At 65.1% G+C, this 20,955-nt stretch carries 15 protein-coding genes; 11 read left to right on the forward strand and 4 right to left on the reverse strand.

All coding sequences use genetic code 11. The annotated features are described in order from the left end of the window. Positions 1-2 precede the first annotated feature (2 nt). Complete coding sequence (locus tag P6U27_RS36420) at positions 3-1,328, reverse strand: MFS transporter (RefSeq protein WP_122406160.1); 1,326 nt, start codon at positions 1,326-1,328, stop codon at positions 3-5. A gap of 144 nt (positions 1,329-1,472) precedes the next feature. Here P6U27_RS36420 and P6U27_RS36425 point away from each other — a divergent pair, with 144 nt between their 5' ends. Genes P6U27_RS36425 through P6U27_RS36440 form a run of 4 tightly spaced genes read left to right on the forward strand, consistent with a single transcriptional unit; the run spans position 1,473 to position 6,074 of the window. After that, positions 1,473-2,126: an ABC transporter ATP-binding protein gene (locus P6U27_RS36425; RefSeq protein ID WP_122406161.1), complete on the forward strand. Its 654-nt coding sequence runs from the start codon at positions 1,473-1,475 to the stop codon at positions 2,124-2,126. Continuing rightward, entirely contained in the window at positions 2,123-4,585 is a 2,463-nt protein-coding gene (locus tag P6U27_RS36430) for an ABC transporter permease (protein ID WP_122406162.1), read from the forward strand. The genes P6U27_RS36425 and P6U27_RS36430 overlap by 4 nt, the downstream gene beginning before the upstream one ends. Further along, on the forward strand, positions 4,575-5,657 hold the full coding sequence (locus P6U27_RS36435) for a lipocalin-like domain-containing protein (protein WP_407193489.1): 1,083 nt from the start codon (positions 4,575-4,577) through the stop codon (positions 5,655-5,657). Before P6U27_RS36430 ends, P6U27_RS36435 begins: the two co-directional genes overlap by 11 nt. Positions 5,658-5,684: 27 nt before the next feature. Beyond that, the gene (locus P6U27_RS36440; protein WP_407193490.1) at positions 5,685-6,074 is read left to right on the forward strand and encodes an MAPEG family protein; all 390 of its coding nucleotides are present in this window, start codon (positions 5,685-5,687) and stop codon (positions 6,072-6,074) included. 152 nt (positions 6,075-6,226) lie between these two features. Here P6U27_RS36440 and P6U27_RS36445 read toward each other — a convergent pair whose 3' ends face one another. The 3 genes from P6U27_RS36445 to P6U27_RS36455 form a co-directional block, all read right to left on the reverse strand. Beyond that, positions 6,227-7,417: an ABC transporter substrate-binding protein gene (locus P6U27_RS36445; RefSeq protein WP_122406165.1), complete on the reverse strand. Its 1,191-nt coding sequence runs from the start codon at positions 7,415-7,417 to the stop codon at positions 6,227-6,229. A gap of 310 nt (positions 7,418-7,727) precedes the next feature. Further along, the gene (locus P6U27_RS36450; RefSeq protein ID WP_122406166.1) at positions 7,728-10,886 is read right to left on the reverse strand and encodes an efflux RND transporter permease subunit; all 3,159 of its coding nucleotides are present in this window, start codon (positions 10,884-10,886) and stop codon (positions 7,728-7,730) included. Further along, the gene (locus P6U27_RS36455; protein WP_162500511.1) at positions 10,883-12,082 is read right to left on the reverse strand and encodes an efflux RND transporter periplasmic adaptor subunit; all 1,200 of its coding nucleotides are present in this window, start codon (positions 12,080-12,082) and stop codon (positions 10,883-10,885) included. The genes P6U27_RS36450 and P6U27_RS36455 overlap by 4 nt, the downstream gene beginning before the upstream one ends. A gap of 312 nt (positions 12,083-12,394) precedes the next feature. On the opposite strand from P6U27_RS36455, the gene P6U27_RS36460 reads away from it, so the two are divergent. The 7 genes from P6U27_RS36460 to P6U27_RS36490 all read left to right on the forward strand — a co-directional run bounded on the left by P6U27_RS36460 (position 12,395) and on the right by P6U27_RS36490 (position 20,876). Next, complete coding sequence (locus P6U27_RS36460; protein ID WP_122406168.1) at positions 12,395-13,549, forward strand: iron-containing alcohol dehydrogenase; 1,155 nt, start codon at positions 12,395-12,397, stop codon at positions 13,547-13,549. Between the two features lie 17 nt (positions 13,550-13,566). Next, a complete protein-coding gene (locus P6U27_RS36465; protein ID WP_407193491.1) occupies positions 13,567-15,117 on the forward strand; it encodes an AMP-binding protein in 1,551 nt (516 codons plus the stop codon). Between the two features lie 281 nt (positions 15,118-15,398). Beyond that, on the forward strand, positions 15,399-16,997 hold the full coding sequence (locus P6U27_RS36470; RefSeq protein WP_407193492.1) for an ABC transporter substrate-binding protein: 1,599 nt from the start codon (positions 15,399-15,401) through the stop codon (positions 16,995-16,997). A 38-nt stretch (positions 16,998-17,035) separates the two neighbouring features. After that, complete coding sequence (locus tag P6U27_RS36475; RefSeq protein WP_122406169.1) at positions 17,036-17,983, forward strand: ABC transporter permease; 948 nt, start codon at positions 17,036-17,038, stop codon at positions 17,981-17,983. A gap of 9 nt (positions 17,984-17,992) precedes the next feature. Continuing rightward, positions 17,993-18,886, forward strand: a complete 894-nt coding sequence (locus tag P6U27_RS36480) for an ABC transporter permease (protein ID WP_122406170.1) — start codon at positions 17,993-17,995, stop codon at positions 18,884-18,886. Continuing rightward, positions 18,886-19,893, forward strand: a complete 1,008-nt coding sequence (locus P6U27_RS36485; RefSeq protein WP_122406171.1) for an ABC transporter ATP-binding protein — start codon at positions 18,886-18,888, stop codon at positions 19,891-19,893. The genes P6U27_RS36480 and P6U27_RS36485 overlap by 1 nt, the downstream gene beginning before the upstream one ends. Further along, the gene (locus P6U27_RS36490) at positions 19,890-20,876 is read left to right on the forward strand and encodes an ABC transporter ATP-binding protein (protein ID WP_407193493.1); all 987 of its coding nucleotides are present in this window, start codon (positions 19,890-19,892) and stop codon (positions 20,874-20,876) included. The genes P6U27_RS36485 and P6U27_RS36490 overlap by 4 nt, the downstream gene beginning before the upstream one ends. Positions 20,877-20,955 lie beyond the last annotated feature (79 nt).

A 20,955-nucleotide genomic window follows, 5' to 3' on the forward strand; every position in this document is an offset into this window, starting at 1 on the left:
TATTACGTCGGCGATACCGCGCCCTTCAGCGCGTTGGCCTGCGCAGCGGCGGCGCGCGTCAGCCTGGCGCGCTCGGTGTTCGGCCAGAGCAGCAGAAGACCGAGCAGACCGGAGCAGACCATGATCACGGCATTGATGGTGAAGCCGGTCATGTAGCCGTCGATCGTGCTGCCGGCACGCTGGATCACCGTCCCCATCACGGCCGGGGCGATGATGCCGGCAAGCGTATAGAGCGCACCGTAGATCGCGAGAATCGCGCCGCGCTGCGACGTCGGGGTGAACTCGCCGAGCATGGGCGGGCAGACCACATAGATCGCCCCGCACAGGCCCGAGCCGACCACGAGCAGCGCGATCTGGAGGCCCGCGCCCTGGACATGCGGCATCATCGCCAGGATGAGCCCGCCGATCACCAGCGGCACCGAGCCGAGAACGCCGCGCGCCACGCGGGTGTTGTAACCGCGCGCCATCATCACCTGCGAGATCCAGCCGGTGAGAATGACGATGGTGGCGCCGAACACCCAGGGCAGGATCGATATGAAGCCAGCCTGGCTCTGCGAGAAGCCGAGCCCCTTGACGATGAACGGCGTGAACCAGGTCAGGCCGAGCGACAGCGCCCAATAGGCGCCGAAGGTTGCGGCGACGCATCCGATGAAGGTGCGCGAGGTGAGCAGCTGCAAATAGGGGATCTTCGGTTCGGTCACGGCCGAGGTTTGCGTGTCCTCCAGCGGCCCTTCCTTGCCGAGCGCGAGCCAGGCCGCAACCCAGATCAGGCCGACCACACCGAGCGCGCCGAAGGCATAGTGCCAGGAATGGTTGACGATGATCCAGTTCAGCGCCGGCACCGCGAGGATGACGCCGAACGCCGAACCCTGCGACAGGATCGCGGTGGGCAGCGTGCGCTTCTCGTCGGGGAACCATTTGTAGATCGCGTGCGCGGCGACCGAGAAGGCCGGGCCTTCGCCGGCGCCCAGCACGATGCGGCAGATCAGGAGCGTGGTGAACGAGACGGTGCCGACCATCGGAAATTGCGCCAGCGCCCAGACCACCGCGAGCGACAACAGCACCCAGCGCGTCGGCACCTTGTTGACGATGAAGCCGACCACGATGGCGGCGATCGAGAACAAGAAGAAGAAGGAGGAGCCGAGCAGGCCGAATTGCTCGGGCGTGAGCTTCAGATCAGTCATGATCGGCACGCCGGCAAGACCAACGACGATCTTGTCGGCGAAGTTCACCAGCATGAAGAGGAACAGGAGAAAGGTGATGGTCCAGGCGCCCTTTGGCGTCCTTGTCGTCTTGCCCGCCGCCGCCGGCGTTCCCTGAGCGCTCATGAATCTCCCCGTATGTCTTTTTGGCACTTTTTTTGATTTGGCCATCTTGGAAGCTAACAACGGCTTCGAGACCAACGCAACCAGCATTTCCCCGGCAGGTGTGCTACGCAGCAATTCCGTTAATTCCGTCCGGCGCCATTCATTGTGCTGAGCATCCGAAATCTTTCCAAGACCTTCTCCGCGGCCGGCGAGCCGGTCCATGTGCTGCGCGGCGTCGATCTCGACCTCAAGGCTGGCGAACGCGTCGCGCTGACCGGCGAGTCCGGCAGCGGCAAGAGCACCTTGTTGCACCTGATCGCGGGACTCGATGCCGCCGATGGCGGCACGATCCGGCTGGAGGAGATCGAGGTCACCAAGCTGTCGGATGCGGGACGTGCCAGCTTGCGGCGCGACCGCATCGGCCTGGTTTTTCAGCAATTCAACCTGATCCCGAGCCTCTCGGTGGCGGACAATCTCGCCTTCCAGGCGCGGATCGCCGGGCGGCACGATGCAGCCTGGACCAAGGAGCTTGTCGAGCGGCTCGGACTCGGCAGCCTGCTCAAACGCTATCCAGAGCAAATATCAGGCGGCCAGCAGCAGCGGGTCGCGATCGGCCGGGCGCTGGCGACAAAGCCCTCGCTGCTGCTGGCGGACGAGCCGACCGGCAACCTCGATGAAGCCACCGCCGAGGACGTGCTGGCGTTGACGCGCGACCTCGTGGCGCGCACCGGCTGCGGCTTCCTGATGGTGACGCACAGCCTGCATCTGGCCGCGACGCTCGACCGTCATCTCACCTTGCATGCAGGACGAATCGCATGAGGCGCGCGCTGTGGGTGCTGGCGGTGCTCCTGAGCCATTGGCGGCGGCACGGGATGCAGTTCGCGACTCTGCTGATCGGACTGACCGCGGCGACCGCGCTGTGGAGCGGCGTGCAGGCCATCAACCAGCAGGCCCGCAGCGCCTATGACCGCGCGGCGGCGACGTTCGGCGGCGTGCGCACCGCGATGCTGGTCGCTCCCAATGCGGCAACCTTTCCGCAAGAGCTGTTCGTAAAGCTGCGCCGCGCCGGGTGGCCGGTGTCACCGGCGCTGGAGGGCAGGATCCAGATCAACGGACGCTCGGTGCGGCTGCTCGGGATCGAGCCGGTGACGCTGCCGGTCGCTGTCGGCAACGCGCCGCGCCTCGGCGCCTCGGATCTGAGCAGCTTTGTGGCACCGCCCGGCCAGACCTTGGTGGCACGGGAGACGTTGAGCGACTTGCGGGAAACCGAAGGCGCGTCACCGCCGATCAGCAGCGGCGCAAAGCTGCCGCCGCTACGCGTACAGCCGCAGCTCGCGCCCGACGTGCTGGTGGTCGATATCGGCGTGGCACAGCGATTGCTGAACAAGCCGGACCAGATATCGCGGCTGCTGATCGGCAAGCCGAAAGGCAAGCCGGCGCCGCTCGCGAGCCTCGTTGGCGAGCGGTTGCAGTTGATCGAGCCGACCGCCGAGACGGAGCTGGAGCGTCTCACCGACAGCTTCCATCTCAATCTGACGGCGTTCGGCCTGCTGTCGTTCTTCGTCGGCCTGTTCATCGTCAACTCGGCCGTCGGCCTCGCCTTCGAGCAGCGGTTGCCGATGCTGCGGACCTTGCGGGCCTGCGGCGCCTCGGCGCGGCTGGTCAACACGGTGCTGGTGATCGAGCTGGTGGCACTGGCGCTGGTCGCAGGCCTGATCGGGCTCGTTTGCGGCTATGTCATCGCAGCCGCATTGTTGCCCGATGTCGCCGCCTCGCTGCGCGGGCTCTATGGCGCACGGATTCCGGGACAGCTCAGCCTGCGACCCGAATGGTGGGTTGCCGGCATCGGCATCAGCGTTGCCGGCGCACTTGTTGCGGCCGCCACCAGCCTGATCAAGGCGATCAGGATGCCGGTGCTGGCGACCGCGCAGCCGCGCGCCTGGCAACAGCGGCAACGCCGCTGGCTGGTCCTGCAGAGCTGTGCGGCCTGCGCCGTGTTCGCGGTCGCACTGCTGCTGCTCCACTACGGACAGTCGCTGATCGCAGGGTTCGGCGTGCTTGCGGCGCTGATGTTGGGTGCGGCGCTGATCCTGCCGGCCTTCCTCGACATCATCCTGCTCGCCGGCCAGCGCGTTGCGCGAGGCCCGCTTGCGCTGTGGTTCTGGGCCGACAGCCGGCAACAGCTTTCCGGATTGTCGCTCGCGCTGATGGCGCTGCTGCTCGCGCTCGCGGTCAATGTCGGGGTGTCCACTATGGTGGAGACGTTCAGCCGCACCTTCATCGGCTGGCTCAACGGGCGGCTCGCCGCCGACGTCTACATCAGCGCGTCCGACAATGCGCAAGCCGTCGCGATCCGCAATTGGCTGAAGGATCGCAGCGATGTGCAGGCGATCCTCTCGGGCGGACGCGCCGAGGCGCAAATCCAGGGCCAATCGGTGGAGTTGCTTGGCCTGCCCGATCACGCGCTGTATCGCGAGCGCTGGCCCCTCTTGGAAACCGCGCCGCGCGCCTGGACGCAGCTGGTGCCCGGCAATGCCGCCTTCATCAGCGAGCAATTGAGCCGCCGGCTGAATGTGCGGATCGGTGACGTCGTCGAGGTGCCGGCGCCGGGCGGGAGCTGGGAGCTCGACATCGTCGGCATCTATGCCGATTACGGCAACCCCAAGGGGCAGCTCACGGTGAATGTCGCCGCACTTATCCGGCAGTTCCCGCAGACGCCGCAGACGCGGATCGGCCTCATCGTCGCGAAGGAGAACATCCCCGCCCTGATCGCGGCCCTGCAGAAGGAGTTCGCGCTCGACGATCGCAGCGTCGCCGACCAGGCGACGGTGAGGGCGGAATCGATCCGCATCTTCAACCGCACCTTTGCGGTGACGTCGGCGCTGAACGCGTTCACGCTCGGCGTCGCCGGCATCGCGCTGCTCACCAGCCTTTTGACGCTGGCGAATTCCCGCCTGCCGCAGCTCGCGCCGCTGTGGGCGATCGGCCTGACGCGGCCGCGCTTGGCCGCGATCGAGTTGACCCAGACGCTGTCGGTCGCGCTGTTCACGGCGGTGCTGGCCGTGCCGCTCGGCCTCTTGGTGGCGTGGTGCCTGATCGAAATCGTGAACGTGAAAGCATTTGGCTGGCGGCTGCCGTTCCATGTGTTTCCACTGCAGCTGATCGAGCTGGTCGCGGTCGCGCTGCTGGCCTCGCTGTTTGCGGCGCTGCTGCCGATGGTGCGGCTGGCGCGGATGCAGCCGGCGAATCTCGTCAAGGTGTTTGCCAATGAGCGCTGACGCAATCTCGCGGCGTACATTCGCCGGCGGCATTGCCGCCCTCGCTCTCGCGCGCCGCGCAGGCGCGCAAGGCTATGCCGGACTCGGCGAGACCGCCGACGGCTTCGCGAAGGTGACGCCGGGAAGGACATTCACCTTCCCCGCCGATCACGGGCCGCATCCGGAGTTTCGCATCGAGTGGTGGTATCTCACGGCCAACCTCACAGACAGCAGCGGCGCCGCCTGTGGTCTGCAATGGACGCTGTTCCGCCAGGCGGCGCAGCCGGGCCCGCAACGCGAAGGCTGGGCCAATCAACAGGTGTGGATGGCGCATGCCGCGGTGACACGCGCCGACACTCACCGCTTCGCCGAAACATTTTCACGCGGCGGCGTCGGGCAGGCCGGCGTGACGGCCAAACCGTTCGATGCCTGGATCGACGATTGGGAGATGAAGAGTCTCGAGCGCACCGACGATCGCACCTTGGCGCCGTCGACGCTGAGGGCCTCCGGCACCGATTTCAGCTATGCGCTGACGCTCGAAGCCGAGCGCCCAGTGGTGTTGCAGGGGGATGGCGGCTACAGCCGCAAGTCGGAGCTCGGGCAGGCGTCCTACTATTACAGCCAGCCGTTCTATCGCGCGCGCGGCACGCTCACCATCGACGACAAGGCGGTCGATGTCTCGGGCCAGGCCTGGATGGACAGGGAATGGAGCAGCCAGCCGCTCGATGCCGACCAGACCGGCTGGGACTGGCTCTCGCTGCATCTTTCATCCGGCGACAAGCTGATGCTGTACCGGCTGCGGCAGAAGGACGGCAAGAATTATCCGTTCGGCAACTGGATCAGCGCCGGCGGCAACACGCAGATGATCGCGGGCGGCGACATCCAGATGATGCCGAAGGCCACCGCGGACGTTGCTGGACGCAAGTTGCCGGTGGAATGGCAGATCGCAATTCCCTCGCGATCATTCTCGATCCTTTGCAAGCCGCTCAATCCCGGGGCCTGGATGGGGACCGGATTTTCATACTGGGAAGGACCGATCAGCCTTGCCGGGACACATGACGGCGTTGGCTATCTCGAGCTGACCGGATATTGAGGCGCGATCTCCTCGAAGGAACCAGCGATGTATCATCTCACCGCCCTCGTCACCCTGCTGGCGATCGCGTTTTATTTCTTCACCGCCATCAACGTCTCGCGCTCGCGCGACAAGACCGGCGTCAAGGTACCGGCGATGTCGGGCCATCCGGATTTCGAACGGGCCTTCCGCATCCAGATGAACACGTTGGAATGGATGCCCATTCTCCTGCCCGCGCTCTGGCTGTTCGCGATCTACATCAGCGACGCCATCGCAGCCGGACTCGGCGCGGTCTGGATCATCGGCCGCGTCATCTATTTCATCGGCTATTCGCAGGCCGCCGCAAAACGCGGCCCGGGCTTTGCGATCCAGGCGCTTGCTGCCATTGCGCTATGGGTTGGGGCGATCGGGGCGGTGGTGTTGCGGCTGGTGAAGTGAAGCACGGCATCGCGCGTGCTCATGTCCCGGTGCAGCGTGCAACGCTGCGCCGCTGAACCGGGACCCAGTCAGGCCTCCATGGCCGGAAAGGCGTGGGTCCCGGCTCTGCGCAGCAGCGTCTTGCGCTGCTGCGCGTCCGGGACACGAGAGCTTCACTTCGTCAGCGGGCAGCCGCTTTCCTTCGCGGTGAAGAAGGCCTTGTCGCCGGGGACGGTGGCCAGCAGCTTGTAGTAATCCCAGGGCTTCTTCGATTCCGAGGGCTTCTTGACCTCGAACAGATACATGTCGTGGACCATGCGGCCGTTCTCGAGCACCTTGCCGCCCTGCGCAAAGTCGTCGTCGACCGGAAGCTCCTTCAGCTTCTTGGCGACGGCATCCGGATCCTTGGTGCCGGCGGCCTTGACGGCCTTCAGGTAGCTCAGTGTCGCCGAATAGGTGCCGGCGTGGATCATGCTCGGCATCCGCCCGGTGCGCTTGAAGAAGCGTTCGCCGAGATTGCGGGCCTTGTCGTTGAGATCCCAGTAATAGCCTTCGGTCAGCACCAGGCCTTGCGCGGCCTGAAGCCCGAGGCCGTTGACCTCGGCGAGCGTCATCAACAGGCCCGCGAGCTTCTGGCCGCCGGAGACGATGCCGAACTCGGACGCCTGCTTGATCGAGTTGGTGGTGTCGAGGCCGGCATTGGCAAGGCCCACGATCTTCGCCTTCGAGCTCTGCGCCTGCAGCAGGAACGAGGAGAAGTCCGACGAATTGAGCGGCACGCGCACCGAGCCGAGCACCTTGCCGCCGTTGGCGGTGACGATCTCGCTGGTGTCCTTCTCCAGCGCATAACCGAAGGCGTAGTCGGCGGTGAGGAAGAACCAGGTGTCGCCGCCGGCTTTCGTCAGCGCACCACCGGTGCCGACCGCGAGCGCGCGGGTGTCATAGGCCCAGTGGAAGCCGTAGGGCTGGCAGGCATCGCCCGTCAGCCGCGAGGTCGCGGCGCCGACGACGATGTCGATCTTCTTCTTTTCCTTGGAGAGCTCGTGGATCGCAAGCGCGACCGATGAAGTCGTCAGCTCCGTGATCATGTCGACGTTCTCGACGTCGTACCAGCGACGCGCGATCGAGGTCGCCAGATCCGGCTTGTTCTGGTGGTCGGCGGTGACGAGCTCGATCTTATGGCCGAGCACCTCGCCGCCGAAGTCCTCGATCGCCATCTTGGCCGCTTCGACCGACCATTTTCCGCCGTAATCGGCGTAGACGCCGGACTGGTCATTGAGGATGCCGATCTTGACGCCTTGCGCGGAGGCCGGCACCGCCAACAACAAGGCAGACGCAGCGGCCGCCAAAAGTGCTGATTTCATATGTTATCTCCCGACAGTCTTCTGTTGTGAAATCGCGCGGATAGTAGTGAAGAACCCCACGCCTGCCCATCCATTGCATGTTGGTCGTTAGTATGAAGGGCGCGCCGCAAAATCGATGTCGTCCCGGACAAGCGCAACGAAGCGGAGCGCTGATCCAGGACCCATAGCCACAGGATCCAGTTTGACGAAGACTCGTGGTTACCGCCTCGCGCCCACAACCACTCCCTGGGGGTATGGGTCCCGGATATGCGCTCGCGCTTGTCCGGGACGACACCGTGATCGAGGATGCACCATTGGTTAAAGGCCGACGTCAGGCTACCACCTCCGGCTTCTTGTCGCGCCGTCCTTCCGCCAGGTTCCGCACCACGACATAGAAGATCGGCGTGAACAGAAGCCCGAACAGGGTGACGCCGAGCATGCCGAAGAACACGGCAACGCCCACGGCCTGCCGCATCTCCGAGCCGGAGCCGGTCGAGATCACCAGCGGCAGCACGCCGAGGATGAAGGCGAAGGAGGTCATCAGGATCGGCCGCAAGCGCAGGCGGCAGGCTTCGATCACCGCCTCAAGCCGCGGCTTGCCTTCGAGCTCGATGTCGCGCGCAAATTCGACGATCAGGATCGCGTTCTTTGCCGCCAATCCCACCAGCACGACGAAACCGATCTGGGTGAGGATGTTGACGTCCTGGCCCATGATACGCACGCCGATGGTGGCGGCGAGCAGGCACATCGGCACGATCAGGATCACCGCGAACGGCAGCGTCCAGCTGCCATATTGCGCGGCGAGCACGAGATAGACGAACAGCACGCAGATCGGAAAGACGTAGAGACCGGCATTTCCGCCAGTGACCTGCTGATAGGACAGGTCCGTCCATTCGAAGGTGAAGCCGCTCGGCAGGGTGTCGTCGGCGAGCTTCTTGATGGTATTGAGCGCGGTGGTCGAGCTTACGCCCGGCGCCGGCTCACCCTGGAGCTCGGACGCCGCATAGAGATTGTAGCGCGCGACGCGGTCGGGACCAGAGACGTCCTTGAACTCGACCACGCTGCCGAGCATCACCATGTCGCCGGAAGCATTGCGCGTGCGCAGGCGCGCAAGGTCACTCGGTTCCTTTCGGAACGGGAAATCGGCCTGCGCGGTGACGTGATAGGTGCGGCCGAACAGGTTGAAGTCGTTGACATAGGTCGATCCGAAATAGGTCTGGATGGTGTCGTTGATGTTGGCGATGGGCACGCCCAGCTTCTGCGCCTTGGTGCGATCGATGTCGACGAAGAGCTGCGGCGTGTTCGCCGTGAACGGCGAGAACACCGAGGTCAGGGTCGGCGCCTTGCGCGCGGCAGCAACCAGCTCGTCGGTCGCGGCTGCGAGCATTTCCGGCCCTCGACCCTGGCGGTCCTGAACGCGGATGGTGAAGCCGCCGCCGGTGCCGATGCCGGGCACGGCCGGCGGCGGAATCACGATGATGAATGCACCTTGGATCGCGGACAGACGCTTGCGCAGCTCGGCCGTGATGGCGTTCGCGGACAGCCCCTTCTTCAGCCGCACCTCCGGCTCATCGAACACCGGGAACAGAGCCGCCGCATTGCCGGCCTGCGTACGCGTGGCGCCGGAGAAGCCGGCGAAGGCAGCGACGCGGACGATGCCGGGCGTATCCAGTGAGATGCGCTCGATCTCGCGCACGATTTCCGTGGTGCGCGCCAGCGAGGCCGCGCCCGGCAGTTGCACCGATACGATGACGTAGCCGCGGTCCTGCGCCGGGATGAAGCCCTGCGGCGTGGTCACGATCAGCCAGCCGGCGCTGCCGATCAGCACGACATAGATCAGGAGCATCACCACCGAATGCCGGATGACGAAATTGGCGAGGCCGGCATAGCCATGCGAGAGCCGGTCGAACACGCGGTTGAACAGGCCGGTGAAGGCGCCCCATGCCCGCGCGATGACGTTCCAGGCCGCCGGCGGCCGTTTCTCTTCGTGCGGAGTGAGGATCTGCGAGGCCAGCGCCGGTGACAACGTCAGCGAGCAGAAGCAGGAGATCGCGGTCGCAACGGCAATGGTGACGGCGAACTGCTGGAAGAACTGCCCTGAGATGCCGCCGAGGAACGCGGTCGGGACGAACACCGCGCACAGCACCAGCGCGATCGAAACCAGCGCGCCGCCGACCTCCTCCATGGTCTTCAGCGCCGCATCGCGCCGGCTCAGGCCGTGCTCGAGATGGCGTTCGACATTCTCGACCACCACGATGGCGTCGTCGACCACAATGCCGACCGCGAGCACGAGGCCGAACAGGGTCAGATTGTTGATGGAGAATCCAAGCGCCGCCATCACCGCGAAGGTGCCGACCAGCGAGACCGGGATCGCGATGATCGGAATGATCGCGGGCCGCCATCCCTGCAGGAACACCAGCACCACGACGACCACGAGCAGCATCGCCTCGTAGATCGTCTTGATCAGCTCATGAACCGACTGGGCGATGAACTCGGTCGGATTGTAGCCGATATTGTAGTCGAGACCCTTCGGGAAGCTCTCCTTCAGCTTCGTCATGGTGTCGGAGATGTGCTTCGCCGTCGCGAGCGCATTCGACCCGGGCCGCTGCGTCACCAGCATGGCGACCGCCGATTTGCGCAGCAGGAAGCTGTTGGTGGAATAGGCCAGCGCGCCGAGCTCGATGCGTGCGACGTCGCGCAGCCGCACCGTTCGCCCGTCGGAACCGGCCTTGATCAGGATGTCCTCGAACTGCTTCTGGTCCTTCAGCCGTCCCGTGAAGACGAGGTTCGGCTGGAAGGCGCGGTCAACGATAGGCGGTTCGGCGATCTGTCCGCCCGCAATCTGCACGTTCTGGGCGCGGATGGCCGCCAGCACCTCGGTCGAGGTCAGGCCGAGATTTGCGATTCGATCAGGGTCGAGCCACAGCCGCATCGAATAATCGCGCGCGCCGAAGATCTGGATGTCGCCGACACCGTCGATGCGCAAAAGCTGGTCGCGAACCTGGAGCAGCGCATAATTGGAGATGTAGAGCTGGTCGAACGTGTCGTCGGGCGACAGCATGAATACGACCATCAGGATGTCGGGCGAGTTCTTGCGCGTGGTGACGCCGTTGCGCTGGACCTCCTCGGGCAGTCGCGGCTGCGCGATCGCGACACGGTTCTGCACCAACACCTGCGCCTTGTCGAGGTCGGTGCCGAGCTTGAAGGTGACGGTGATGGTGAGCTGGCCGTTCGAGGTCGCCTGGCTGTAGAGATACAGCATGTCCTCGACACCGTTGATCTCCTGCTCGATGGGAGCGGCGACGGTATCGGACACGGTCTGCGCCGAGGCGCCGGGATATTGCGTGGTGACGACGACGGTCGGCGGCACCACTTGCGGATATTCGGAGACCGGCAGCGTCGTGTAGGCGAGCGCGCCGACGATCAAGAGCACGATCGACAGCACCATCGCCAAAATGGGCTGGTTGATGGAGAGGCGGCCGAGATTCATGACTTGCCACCGGCCGGAGCTTGCGCGGTCTGGGGAGCGACCTTGGCGCCGACGCGGGCGCGCTGGATGCCGTTGACGATGACGCGGTCATCAGCCTTCAGCCCTTCGCGGATCACGCGCAGGCCGTCGTCGAGCGGTCCCAGCACCACGGGGCGCGCTTCCACCGTGTCATCAGGCTTGACCACGAACACCATCTTGCGGGACTGGTCGGTTGCAACAGCGACATCGGGGATCAGCAACGCCTCGTAGGGCGCGCTGCCGATCAGGCGGACGCGGCCGAACTGACCCGGCAGGATCGACAGATCGGTGTTCTTGATGACGGCGCGGCTGCGCAGCGTGCCGGTGGAGACATCGAGGCGGTTGTCGAGGAAGTTGATGGTACCTTCATGCGAGGGCTTGGTCTCGCCGGCGAGCGTCACCTGCACCGGGTTCGCGGTGTCGCGCGAACTCGGGCGCCTACCTTCGAACCACAGCTTGCTGTATTTGATGTAGGTCGCTTCATCCATGTCGAAATAGATGTAGATTGGATCGAGCGTCACGATCGAGGTCAGCAGTGTCGAGGCGCCGTTGTCGCTACCCTGCACGAGATTGCCCGGGCTGACGAGATGGCGACTGACGCGGCCGGTGAGCGGCGCGGTCACATGCGTGAACTCGATGTTGAGCTTGGCGGCCTTCAGCGCACCTTCGGCCTGCACTTCGGCAGCGTGCGCGGCTTGCAAGGCCTGGCGGCGCTGGTCGACGACCTGCTCGGAGACCGCGCTGGTCTGCACCAGGTTGAGGCCGCGATCGAGCTCGCGCTTGGCAAGCTCTACCTTGGCGCGCGCGTCGGAGAGCTGGCCGTCCGCCTGCGCGGCCACCGCCTCGAACGGACGCGGGTCGATTACGTAGAGCAGGTCGCCCTGACGCACGATGGCGCCGTCCTGGAATTCGACGGAATTGACGAAGCCGCCGACGCGCGGGCGCACCTGCACCTCCTCGACCGCCTCGAAGCGCCCGGTGAACTCGTCCCAATCGGTGACGGTGCGCTTGACAGGCTGGGCCACCGTCACCGGCGGAGGCGGCGGGGCAGCTGCCTGCGATGCCGGCTTGTCGCAGCCGGCGAGGGCGAAGGATGCGGTGAGAAGCCCGGCAATGGCGCTGAGCTGAACGAAATCGTGCTTTTTGACAAACTGCTCGCTTCCGTCCGGTCCGCTCATCCCAGGTCCTCGCATAAAAGCCGCGGAAAAAGCAGGGTACGCCTCCACCTGCGGGGGCCACAACATGGGTGGCAAAGATGAACTCTTCAAGACCACTGCACGCGCAATGCCCGGCCAGATGCCCTGGCCGGATGGTGGGTTGACAGAGGAAGGGGTGGTCGCGCACGCGCAGCATTCTTCGCCTCTCCCCGCGTGCGGCCGCGTGCGGGGAGAGAGAGAAGGAGCCGCCAGCGTGTTCGCGCATGACGGACGCGGCGGGCTCGGCTAGACTGTCCCTTACAAAACAAGACGAATTGTCCGGGGAGGACGGGCGTGCACCAGGGACGTGTCGTTTTTGGCGCGATCGAAGAGGTCGTGTTCGGCCATCCTGCGGCCGGCGCGATCGTCGCGCAGATGGACCGGCTGGGAACCCGCCGCGCCTTCCTGATGGTCTCAGGGACGCTGAACCGTCAGACCGGCGAGATCACGAAAATCAAGGACGCGCTCGGCGAGCGCTGTGCCGGCCTGTTCGACGCCATGCCGGCGCACACGCCGCGCGAGGCGGTGATCGCGGCAACCAATGCAGCGCGCGAGGCGGGCGCCGACCTGATCGTCACCGTCGGCGGCGGCTCGATCACCGACGGCGCCAAGGCGGTGCAGCTCTGTCTTGCCAACGACATTGACGACATCGACGGCATCGAACGAATCCGCGTGCACAAGGGCGTCGCACCCGAGATGAACGCGCCGACAGTGCGCCAGATCAGCGTGCCGACCACCATCGCCGGCGGCGAGTTCTCATCGATTGCCGGCGTCACCGACCGCAGCAGCAACGTGAAGCAGATGCTGCGGCATCCGCTCATGGTGCCGCGCGCGACCATCCTCGACCCACGCATCACCGTGCACACGCCGGAATGGCTGTTCCTGTCGACCGGCATCCGCGCCGTCGACCATTGCGTCGAAGCGATCTGCTCGCGCGAGACCCACCCTTATGCCGACGCGCAATCGGTCAAGGGCCTTGCCATGCTCGCCGATGCACTGCCGCGGGTGAAGGCGGACCCTGCCGATCTCGACGCCCGCATGGATGCGCAGATCGGAACCTGGCTGTCGATGGGCGCGCTCGCAGCGGGTGTGCCGATGGGTGCGAGCCACGGTATCGGCTACGTGCTGGGGGCCGCCTTCGGCGTGCCGCACGGCTACACCTCCTGCATCATGCTGCCGGCGGTGATGCGCTGGAACGCGCGCGACAATGCCGAGCGCCAGGTGATCGTCGCCGCCGCGATGGGCTATCCCGGCCGCGATGCCGCCGACGTGCTCGATGCCTTCATCCGCTCACTCGGCATGCCGCGCAGCCTCGCCGAGATGCGCGTCTTGCCGGAGCATTTCGAGACAATCGCCGAACAGGCCATGCGAACGAACTGGATTCCGCGCAACCCGCGCAAGATCACAGGTCCCGCCGACATCAAAGAAATCCTGCTTCTCGCCGCATGATCCAAGCCGGAGGATAGATGTACACTGGTCGCCACGCCCGCCTGCGCCCGCTGCAGCCCGCATTCATCATGGCGGCGACGGGCGAGACCGTCACCTATCGCGAGCTCGAGGCACGCAGCAATCGCCTGGCGCATCTGTTCCGCAAGCACGGCTTGAAGCGGCTCGATCACTACTCGATCTTCATGGAGAACAATTCGCGCTACCTGGAGGCCTGCGGCGCGGGTGAGCGCTCCGGGCTCTACTACACCTGCATCAACTCCTTCCTGACGCCGGGCGAGCTCGCCTATCTCCTCGTCAACAGCCAGTCGACGATTTTGATCACGTCGCTGGCCAAGCTCGTCATCGCGCGCGAGGCGATTCAGGCCTGCCCCGACGTCAAGCTCTGCATCGTCGCCGATGGTCCGGGCGAGAGCGAACGTATCGTCGGACTTGCGGACGTGACCGCGGACATGCCGACAACACCGATCGCGGATGAATGGCTCGGTACCGCCATGCTCTATTCATCCGGTACGACCGGACGGCCGAAGGGCATTTTACGGCCCCTTCCGGAAGAGCCGCCGAAGCACAATCTGCCGCTGTTCGATTTTCTGACCAAGCTTTGGCACTACCGCGAGGGCATGGTCTATCTGTCGCCGGCGCCGCTCTATCACTCCGCGCCGCAGGCCGCCGTGAACCTCACGATCCGCATGGGCGGGACCGTCATCGTCATGGAGAGTTTCGATCCAGAACGTTACCTCCAGCTCGTCGAGCAATGGGGCATCACCCACACGCAGCTGGTGCCGACGATGTTCTCGCGCATGCTGAAGTTGCCGGCGGAGGTGCGTGGCCGCTACGACCTGTCCTCGCTGGAGATCGCGATCCACGCCGCGGCGCCCTGCCCGGCCCTGGTCAAGGACGACATGATCAAATGGTGGGGACCGATCATCCACGAATATTACGGCGCCACCGAAGGCCTCGGCTTCACCGCCTGCAACAGCGAGGAATGGCTCGCTCATCGCGGCACCGTCGGCAAGGTGCTGCTCGGCGACCTCCACATTCTCGACGAGAACATGCGGGAGTGCCCGGTCGGCACCCCGGGCCAGGTCTGGTTCAAGACCGCCTCGCCGTTCGAATATTTCAACGATCCCGAGAAAACCAGGGAGGCGCGCTCGGCCGACGGCAGCATGAGCACGGTTGGCGACGTCGGCTATGTCGACAAGGGCGGCTTCCTCTACCTCACCGATCGCGCGACCTTCATGATCATCTCCGGCGGGGTGAACATCTATCCGCAGGAATGCGAGAACCTGCTGATCACCCACGCGAAGGTCGCCGACGCCGCGGTGTTCGGCGTGCCCAATGCCGATCTCGGCGAAGAGGTGAAGGCGGTGGTGCAGCCGATGCCGGGCGTGGTGCCGGGGCCGGCTCTCGCCGAAGAGCTGATCGCGTTCTGCGCAAAATCGTTGTCGCGACAGAAGGTGCCGCGCTCAGTCGATTTCGAGAAGGAACTGCCGCGGCTGCCGACGGGCAAGCTGTACAAGCGGCTGCTCAGGGACCGGTACTGGGGGAACAAGGCGTCGCGGATCGTGTGAGGGGCGCCGCAAGCTCCACTGTCGTCCCGGAGAAGCGCGCCTCAAGCGCGCGCCGATCCGGGAGGACGGCGGAGCATGGGGATAGGACTGCACATAACGTCAGCGCGGGAACCGCTACTTCGCACCTGCACTCGCACATTGTGAAAGTGTGAAGAAGCCTGCGGCCTTACGTCATCCAAATTGCCAAGGCCGCAAAGAGCCTTGCCCGTTGCCTCGCTCCATCCGCCTCGCTATCGTCTGACAAACAGGTCGCAAAAGGCCGAGGTCCAGGGAGGATGAGCATGCGGAGCGTGTGGGCGCTCGCCGCAATGGCGGCGCTATCTGTGCTGACGGCCTCGACCGCCACGCGCGCCGGCGAGCCCAAGCAGGGCGGTATCCTGCGGATGTATCACCGCGACAGTCCGGCCAACGCATCCATCCTCGAGGGCGCGACCTACTCGGTCAACGTGCCGTTCATGGGCGTGTTCAACAACCTCGTCATCTACGATCAGCACATCGCGCAGAACAGTCCTGATACGCTCCGGCCGGAGCTCGCCGAAAGCTGGTCCTGGAGCAGCGACAACAGGAAGCTGACGTTCAAACTGCGCCAGGGCGTGAAATGGCATGACGGCAATCCATTCACGTCGGCCGACGTTAAATGCACCTTCGATCTCCTGATGGGCAAATCGCAGCAGAAGCTGCGGCAGAATCCGCGCAAGGCCTGGTACAGCGAAGTCAACGAGGTCACCACGAGCGGCGATTTCGAGATTTCCTTCGACCTGAAGCGGCCGCAACCCTCGCTGCTGGCGATGCTCGCGTCCGGTTACACGCCGATCTACCCCTGTCACGTCTCGCCGGCGGAGATGCGCACTCATCCGATCGGAACCGGACCGTTCAAATTCGTCGAGTTCAAGGCCAATGAATCGATCAAGCTGACGCGAAATCCGGACTACTGGAAGAAGGGCCTGCCTTATCTCGACGGCATCGAGTACACGATCATCTCGAACCGCTCGACCGCGATCCTCGCTTTCGTCGCCGGCAAGTTCGACATGACCTTTCCGACGCACATCACGATCCCGCTGCTGAAGGACATCAAGTCGCAGGCGCCGAACGCGACCTGCGTCGTCGAGCCAACCAACGTTTCCACCAACATCATCGTCAATTCGACCTCGCCTCCGTTCGACAACATCGATATCCGCCGGGCGATGGCGCTTGCGCTCGACCGCAAGGCGTTCGTCGACATTCTGTTCGAGGGCCAGGCCGACATCGGCGGCACCATGCTGCCGCCACCGCAGGGCATCTGGGGCATGCCCAAGGACAAGCTCCAGACCATTCCGGGCTATGGGCCCGACGTCAACGCGAACCGCGAGGAAGCCAAGAAACTGATGCAGAAGGCGGGCTACGGTCCGGACAAGCATCTCGCGGTGAAGGTCTCGACGCGCAATCTCGCGGAATATCGCGACCCCGCGGTGATCCTGATCGACCAGCTCAAGAGCATCTATATCGACGGCGAGCTCGATGTCGTGGAAACCGCAAACTGGTTTCCGAAAGTCGCGCGCAAGGACTACATGCTCGGCCTCAATCTGACCGGCAGTTCCGTCGACGATCCCGACCAATCGTTCTACGAGAACTATTCCTGCGGCTCGGAACGGAACTACACCAATTACTGCAACAAGGAGATCGAGAAGCTGTTCGACGTGCAGTCGCAAGAGACCGACGTCAGCAAGCGCAAGCCACTGGTGTGGGATATCGACAAGAAGCTGCAGGAGGATGTCGCCCGCCCGATCATCTTCCATGCACGGGCCGGCACCTGCTGGCAGCCCTATGTCAAGGGCGTCACGATCATGTCGAACAGCTCCTACAACGGCTTCCGCTACGAGGATGTGTGGCTCGACAAGTAGCGTCAGGCTAAAGATCAGCGGCTCGACGGAGGCACGTGATGTTTGCCTATCTGGTGCGGCGCCTGTTCCTGATGCTCGTGACCCTGTTCGGGATCTCGGTCGTCATCTTCTTCCTGCTGCGCATTGTGCCCGGCAACATCGTCGATATCCTGTTCGCCGCCGCCGGCTATGTCGATCCGGCCGACAAGGCCGAGCTCGAGAAACAGCTCGGCATCGACCAGCCATTGGTTGCGCAGTATCTGCACTGGATCGGCGGCTTGCTGCGCGGCGATCTCGGCTACTCCTATGTCTCCGAAAAGCCGGCGCTTCAGGAGATCCTGCCACGGATCCCGATCACCGCGCGGCTCGCCGGGCTGGCGCTGCTGTTCTCGGCATCCATCGGCATTCCGCTCGGCGTCATCAGTGCCGTGAAGCAGGGCACAAAGCTCGACTACGCGCTGCGCGTCGTCAGCCTCAGCGGCTTGTCGCTGCCCTCGTTCTGGCTCGGCCTTCTGATCCTCACCGCGTCGGTGGCGATGTTCGGCCAGATGCCGATCTTCAACCCGAATCCGAAGACCTGGCTCGAGGCGTTCGCGACCTATGCCGTGCCGGCCGCCGCCGTCGGCTTCCGCAGCGCGGCACTGACCATGCGCATCACGCGCTCCTCGATGCTGGAGGTGCTGCGGCAGGACTATATCCGCACCGCGCGCGCCAAGGGCGCCTCCGATGCGGCCGTGAACTATCACCACGCGCTCAAGAACGCGATCCTGCCCGTGATCACCGTGATCGGCATCGAGGCGGCGTTCCTGATCGGCGGCCTGATCGTCACCGAGACCGTGTTCAATATCCCCGGTGTCGCGCGATTCCTGGTGGAGGCGATCCGCTGGCGCGATTATCCGATCGTGCAGAACCTCGTGATGTTCATCGCCGTCGTGGTGGTGTTCGCGAACTTCACCGTCGACATGCTCTATGCGGTGTTCGACCCGCGGATCCGGTACTCGGAATAGGAGATCAGCTTGGCCGCGATCGACTATGATCTCGAACTGAGGCGGGCCGGCGCGCATGCAACCGGCGGCTGGCGGCGCGTGCTGTTCATGGCGCAGCGGCATGTGCTGGGCGCGGCCGGGCTCGTTATCATGACGGTGTTCGTGCTGACGGCAATCTTCGCCGACTTCATCGCACGCTACGATCCCCTGACGGTCGATTCGGCCCGCGCGCTGGCCCGCCCGAGCCTGGCGCACTGGATGGGCACCGATTCCTTCGGCCGCGACGTGTTCAGCCGCATCATTCACGGCGCGCGGATCTCGCTCGCGGTCGGGCTCGGTTCGACCGCGCTCGGCGGCACCATCGGCGTGATCGTCGGCCTCACCTCGGGCTATCTCTCGGGCTGGGTCGATCTCGTGTTCCAGCGCGTCTCCGACGTTCTCCAGGCTCTGCCGCTGCTGGTGCTGGCCCTGGTCATGACGGCGGCGCTCGGCCCCTCGCTGCCCAATGTGATCATCGCCATCGCCATTCCGCTGATCCCGACGGTCGCGCGCGTCATCCGCGCCAACACGCTGGCGCTGCGCGAGCAGCCCTTCGTCGAAGCCGCAAAGTCGATCGGGATGAGCGAGATGCGGATCGCGCTGCGCCACGTGCTGCCGAACACGCTGGCGCCGCTGATCGTGCTGGCGACGGCGCAGCTCGGCTCGACCATCCTCACCGAAGCCTCGCTGTCCTTCCTGGGCCTCGGCATTCCCGAACCCTATCCGTCATGGGGGCGCATGCTCTCCGAATCCGCCGCCGAATATGTCCGCACCGCGCCGTGGCTCGTGATCTTCCCAGGCATCGCGATCAGCCTCGCCGTATTCGGCGCCAATCTGTTCGGTGATGCCCTGCGCGACATCCTGGATCCGAGGCAGCGCGGCTGATGGCGGACAAATCCGATCTCGTGCTCGAGGTGAAGAACCTGAAGACGGTGTTCTTCACCAACTCCGGCCTCTTCAAGGCCGTCGACGATCTCTCCTTCAGCGTGAAGCGCGGCGAGACGCTGGCGATCGTCGGCGAGTCCGGCTGCGGCAAGAGCGTGACCGCGCTCTCGCTGATGCGGCTCGTGCCCGATCCGCCCGGCCGCATCGTCGGAGGCTCCGTCTCGCTCGAAGGCACCGACCTGCTGGCGCTGGATGAAACGCAGATGCGCAGGGTCAGGGGCAACCGCATCTCCATGATCTTCCAGGAGCCGATGACCTCGCTCAATCCGGTGATGCGGATCGGCGACCAGATCGTCGAAGCCGTGCGGCTGCACCGGAACATCTCGGCGAAAGAGGCCCAGAACATCGCGGTCGAGATGCTGCGGCTGGTGCGCATCCCCGAGCCGGCGCGGCGCGCGCGGGAGTATCCGCACCAGCTCTCCGGCGGGATGCGCCAGAGGGCGATGATCGCGATGGCGCTGGCGTGCCGGCCGGCGCTGCTGATCGCGGACGAGCCGACCACCGCGCTCGACGTCACCATCCAGGCGCAGATCCTGGCGCTGATGCTCGACCTCCAGAAGGAGCTCGGCACCGGCCTCGTGCTGATCACGCACGATCTCGGCGTCGTTGCGCAGACCGCGCAGCGCGTGGTCGTGATGTATGCCGGGCGAAAGGTTGAGGAGGCCAGCGTCGAAGCGCTGTTTGCCTCGCCGAAGCATCCCTATACGCGCGGGCTGATGGCCTCGATCCCGGCCGTCCCCGCCTCCGGTGTCCCTGCGCAGGCGCGGCTGAACGAAATTCCCGGCACGGTGCCATCGCTGGTGCGGCTGCCGAAGGGCTGCGCCTTCGCGCCGCGCTGCAAGCTCGCCATCAAACGTTGCGAGGCCGAATATCCGCCGCTGGCGGACTGGGGTGGCGGCCATCTCGCCGCCTGCTGGCGCGCGGAAGAAGTCGCGGAGGTGGCATGACCGCGACGCTGCTCGAAGTCACCGATCTCAAGAAGCACTACCCCGTGCGCGCCGGCGTGCTGCGGCGGCAAGTCGGCACCGTGCATGCCGTCGACGGCGTCTCGTTCGCGCTTGGAATCGGCGAGACGCTGGGTCTCGTCGGCGAATCCGGCTGCGGCAAGTCCACGGTGGCGCGCAGCGTGCTGCGGCTGGTCGAGCCGACCTCTGGCCAGATCCGCCTCGACGGCGAGGACATCACCCATCTATCGAAGACCGCGCTGCGTCCGCATCGCCGCTCGATGCAGATCGTGTTCCAGGACCCGTTCGCCTCGCTCAATCCGCGCATGACCGCAGGCGATATCGTCGGGGAGCCGCTGGCCGTGCACGGGCTTGCGAGCGGCAAGGAGCTGGAGACACGGGTCGCGAAACTGTTCGAGCAAGTGGGCCTGCGGCCCGACCAGATGCGCAATTTCCCGCATCAGTTTTCGGGCGGCCAGCGCCAGCGCATCTGCATCGCACGCGCGCTCGCGCTCGAGCCGCGCCTGATCGTCTGCGACGAGCCGGTCTCCGCGCTCGACGTCTCGATCCAGGCGCAGGTGATCAATCTCCTGATCGACCTGCAGCGCCAACACGGTTTCTCCTATCTCTTCATTGCGCACGATCTTGCCGTGGTGGCGCATATCAGCCACCGCGTCGCCGTGATGTATCTCGGCCGCATCGTCGAGATCGCCGACAAGGACGAGCTGTTCCGCAATCCCAGGCATCCCTATACGCAGGCCCTGCTCGCCTCGGTGCCGATCGCCAATCCGCTTGCGAAGAAGCTGGCCCCGCTGGTCGATGGCGATGTGCCCAGCCCGGTCAACCCGCCCTCCGGCTGCGCGTTTCACACCCGCTGCCGGTTTGCGATGGAGCGGTGCAAGACGGAGCGGCCGGCGCTGCTCGACGCCGGCGACGGGCATCAGGTGGCGTGCTTGCTGAACGAGGGGACGGGTCGGAGCCAATAGCTCCACTGTCGTCCCCCGCCCCTTGTCAGAGCGGAGTTTGAGGCAGCATCTCGCCCCATCGTCATTGCGAGCGCAGCGA

Origin of the sequence: Bradyrhizobium sp. STM 3566, assembly GCF_045571445.1 — a bacterium.
Taxonomy (GTDB): Bacteria; Pseudomonadota; Alphaproteobacteria; order Rhizobiales; family Xanthobacteraceae; genus Bradyrhizobium; species Bradyrhizobium vignae.

What these genes read in the sequence shown, in the direction of transcription:
- P6U27_RS36420 (WP_122406160.1), bottom strand. Translation starts at nt 1,328, where the DNA reads ATGAGCGCTCAGGGAACGCCGGCGGCGGCGGGCAAGACGACAAGGACG.
- P6U27_RS36430 (WP_122406162.1), top strand. Translation starts at nt 2,123, where the DNA reads ATGAGGCGCGCGCTGTGGGTGCTGGCGGTGCTCCTGAGCCATTGGCGG.
- P6U27_RS36435 (WP_407193489.1), top strand. Translation starts at nt 4,575, where the DNA reads ATGAGCGCTGACGCAATCTCGCGGCGTACATTCGCCGGCGGCATTGCC.
- P6U27_RS36440 (WP_407193490.1), top strand. Translation starts at nt 5,685, where the DNA reads ATGTATCATCTCACCGCCCTCGTCACCCTGCTGGCGATCGCGTTTTAT.
- P6U27_RS36445 (WP_122406165.1), bottom strand. Translation starts at nt 7,417, where the DNA reads ATGAAATCAGCACTTTTGGCGGCCGCTGCGTCTGCCTTGTTGTTGGCG.
- P6U27_RS36450 (WP_122406166.1), bottom strand. Translation starts at nt 10,886, where the DNA reads ATGAATCTCGGCCGCCTCTCCATCAACCAGCCCATTTTGGCGATGGTG.
- P6U27_RS36455 (WP_162500511.1), bottom strand. Translation starts at nt 12,082, where the DNA reads ATGAGCGGACCGGACGGAAGCGAGCAGTTTGTCAAAAAGCACGATTTC.
- P6U27_RS36465 (WP_407193491.1), top strand. Translation starts at nt 13,567, where the DNA reads ATGTACACTGGTCGCCACGCCCGCCTGCGCCCGCTGCAGCCCGCATTC.
- P6U27_RS36470 (WP_407193492.1), top strand. Translation starts at nt 15,399, where the DNA reads ATGCGGAGCGTGTGGGCGCTCGCCGCAATGGCGGCGCTATCTGTGCTG.
- P6U27_RS36475 (WP_122406169.1), top strand. Translation starts at nt 17,036, where the DNA reads ATGTTTGCCTATCTGGTGCGGCGCCTGTTCCTGATGCTCGTGACCCTG.
- P6U27_RS36485 (WP_122406171.1), top strand. Translation starts at nt 18,886, where the DNA reads ATGGCGGACAAATCCGATCTCGTGCTCGAGGTGAAGAACCTGAAGACG.
- P6U27_RS36490 (WP_407193493.1), top strand. Translation starts at nt 19,890, where the DNA reads ATGACCGCGACGCTGCTCGAAGTCACCGATCTCAAGAAGCACTACCCC.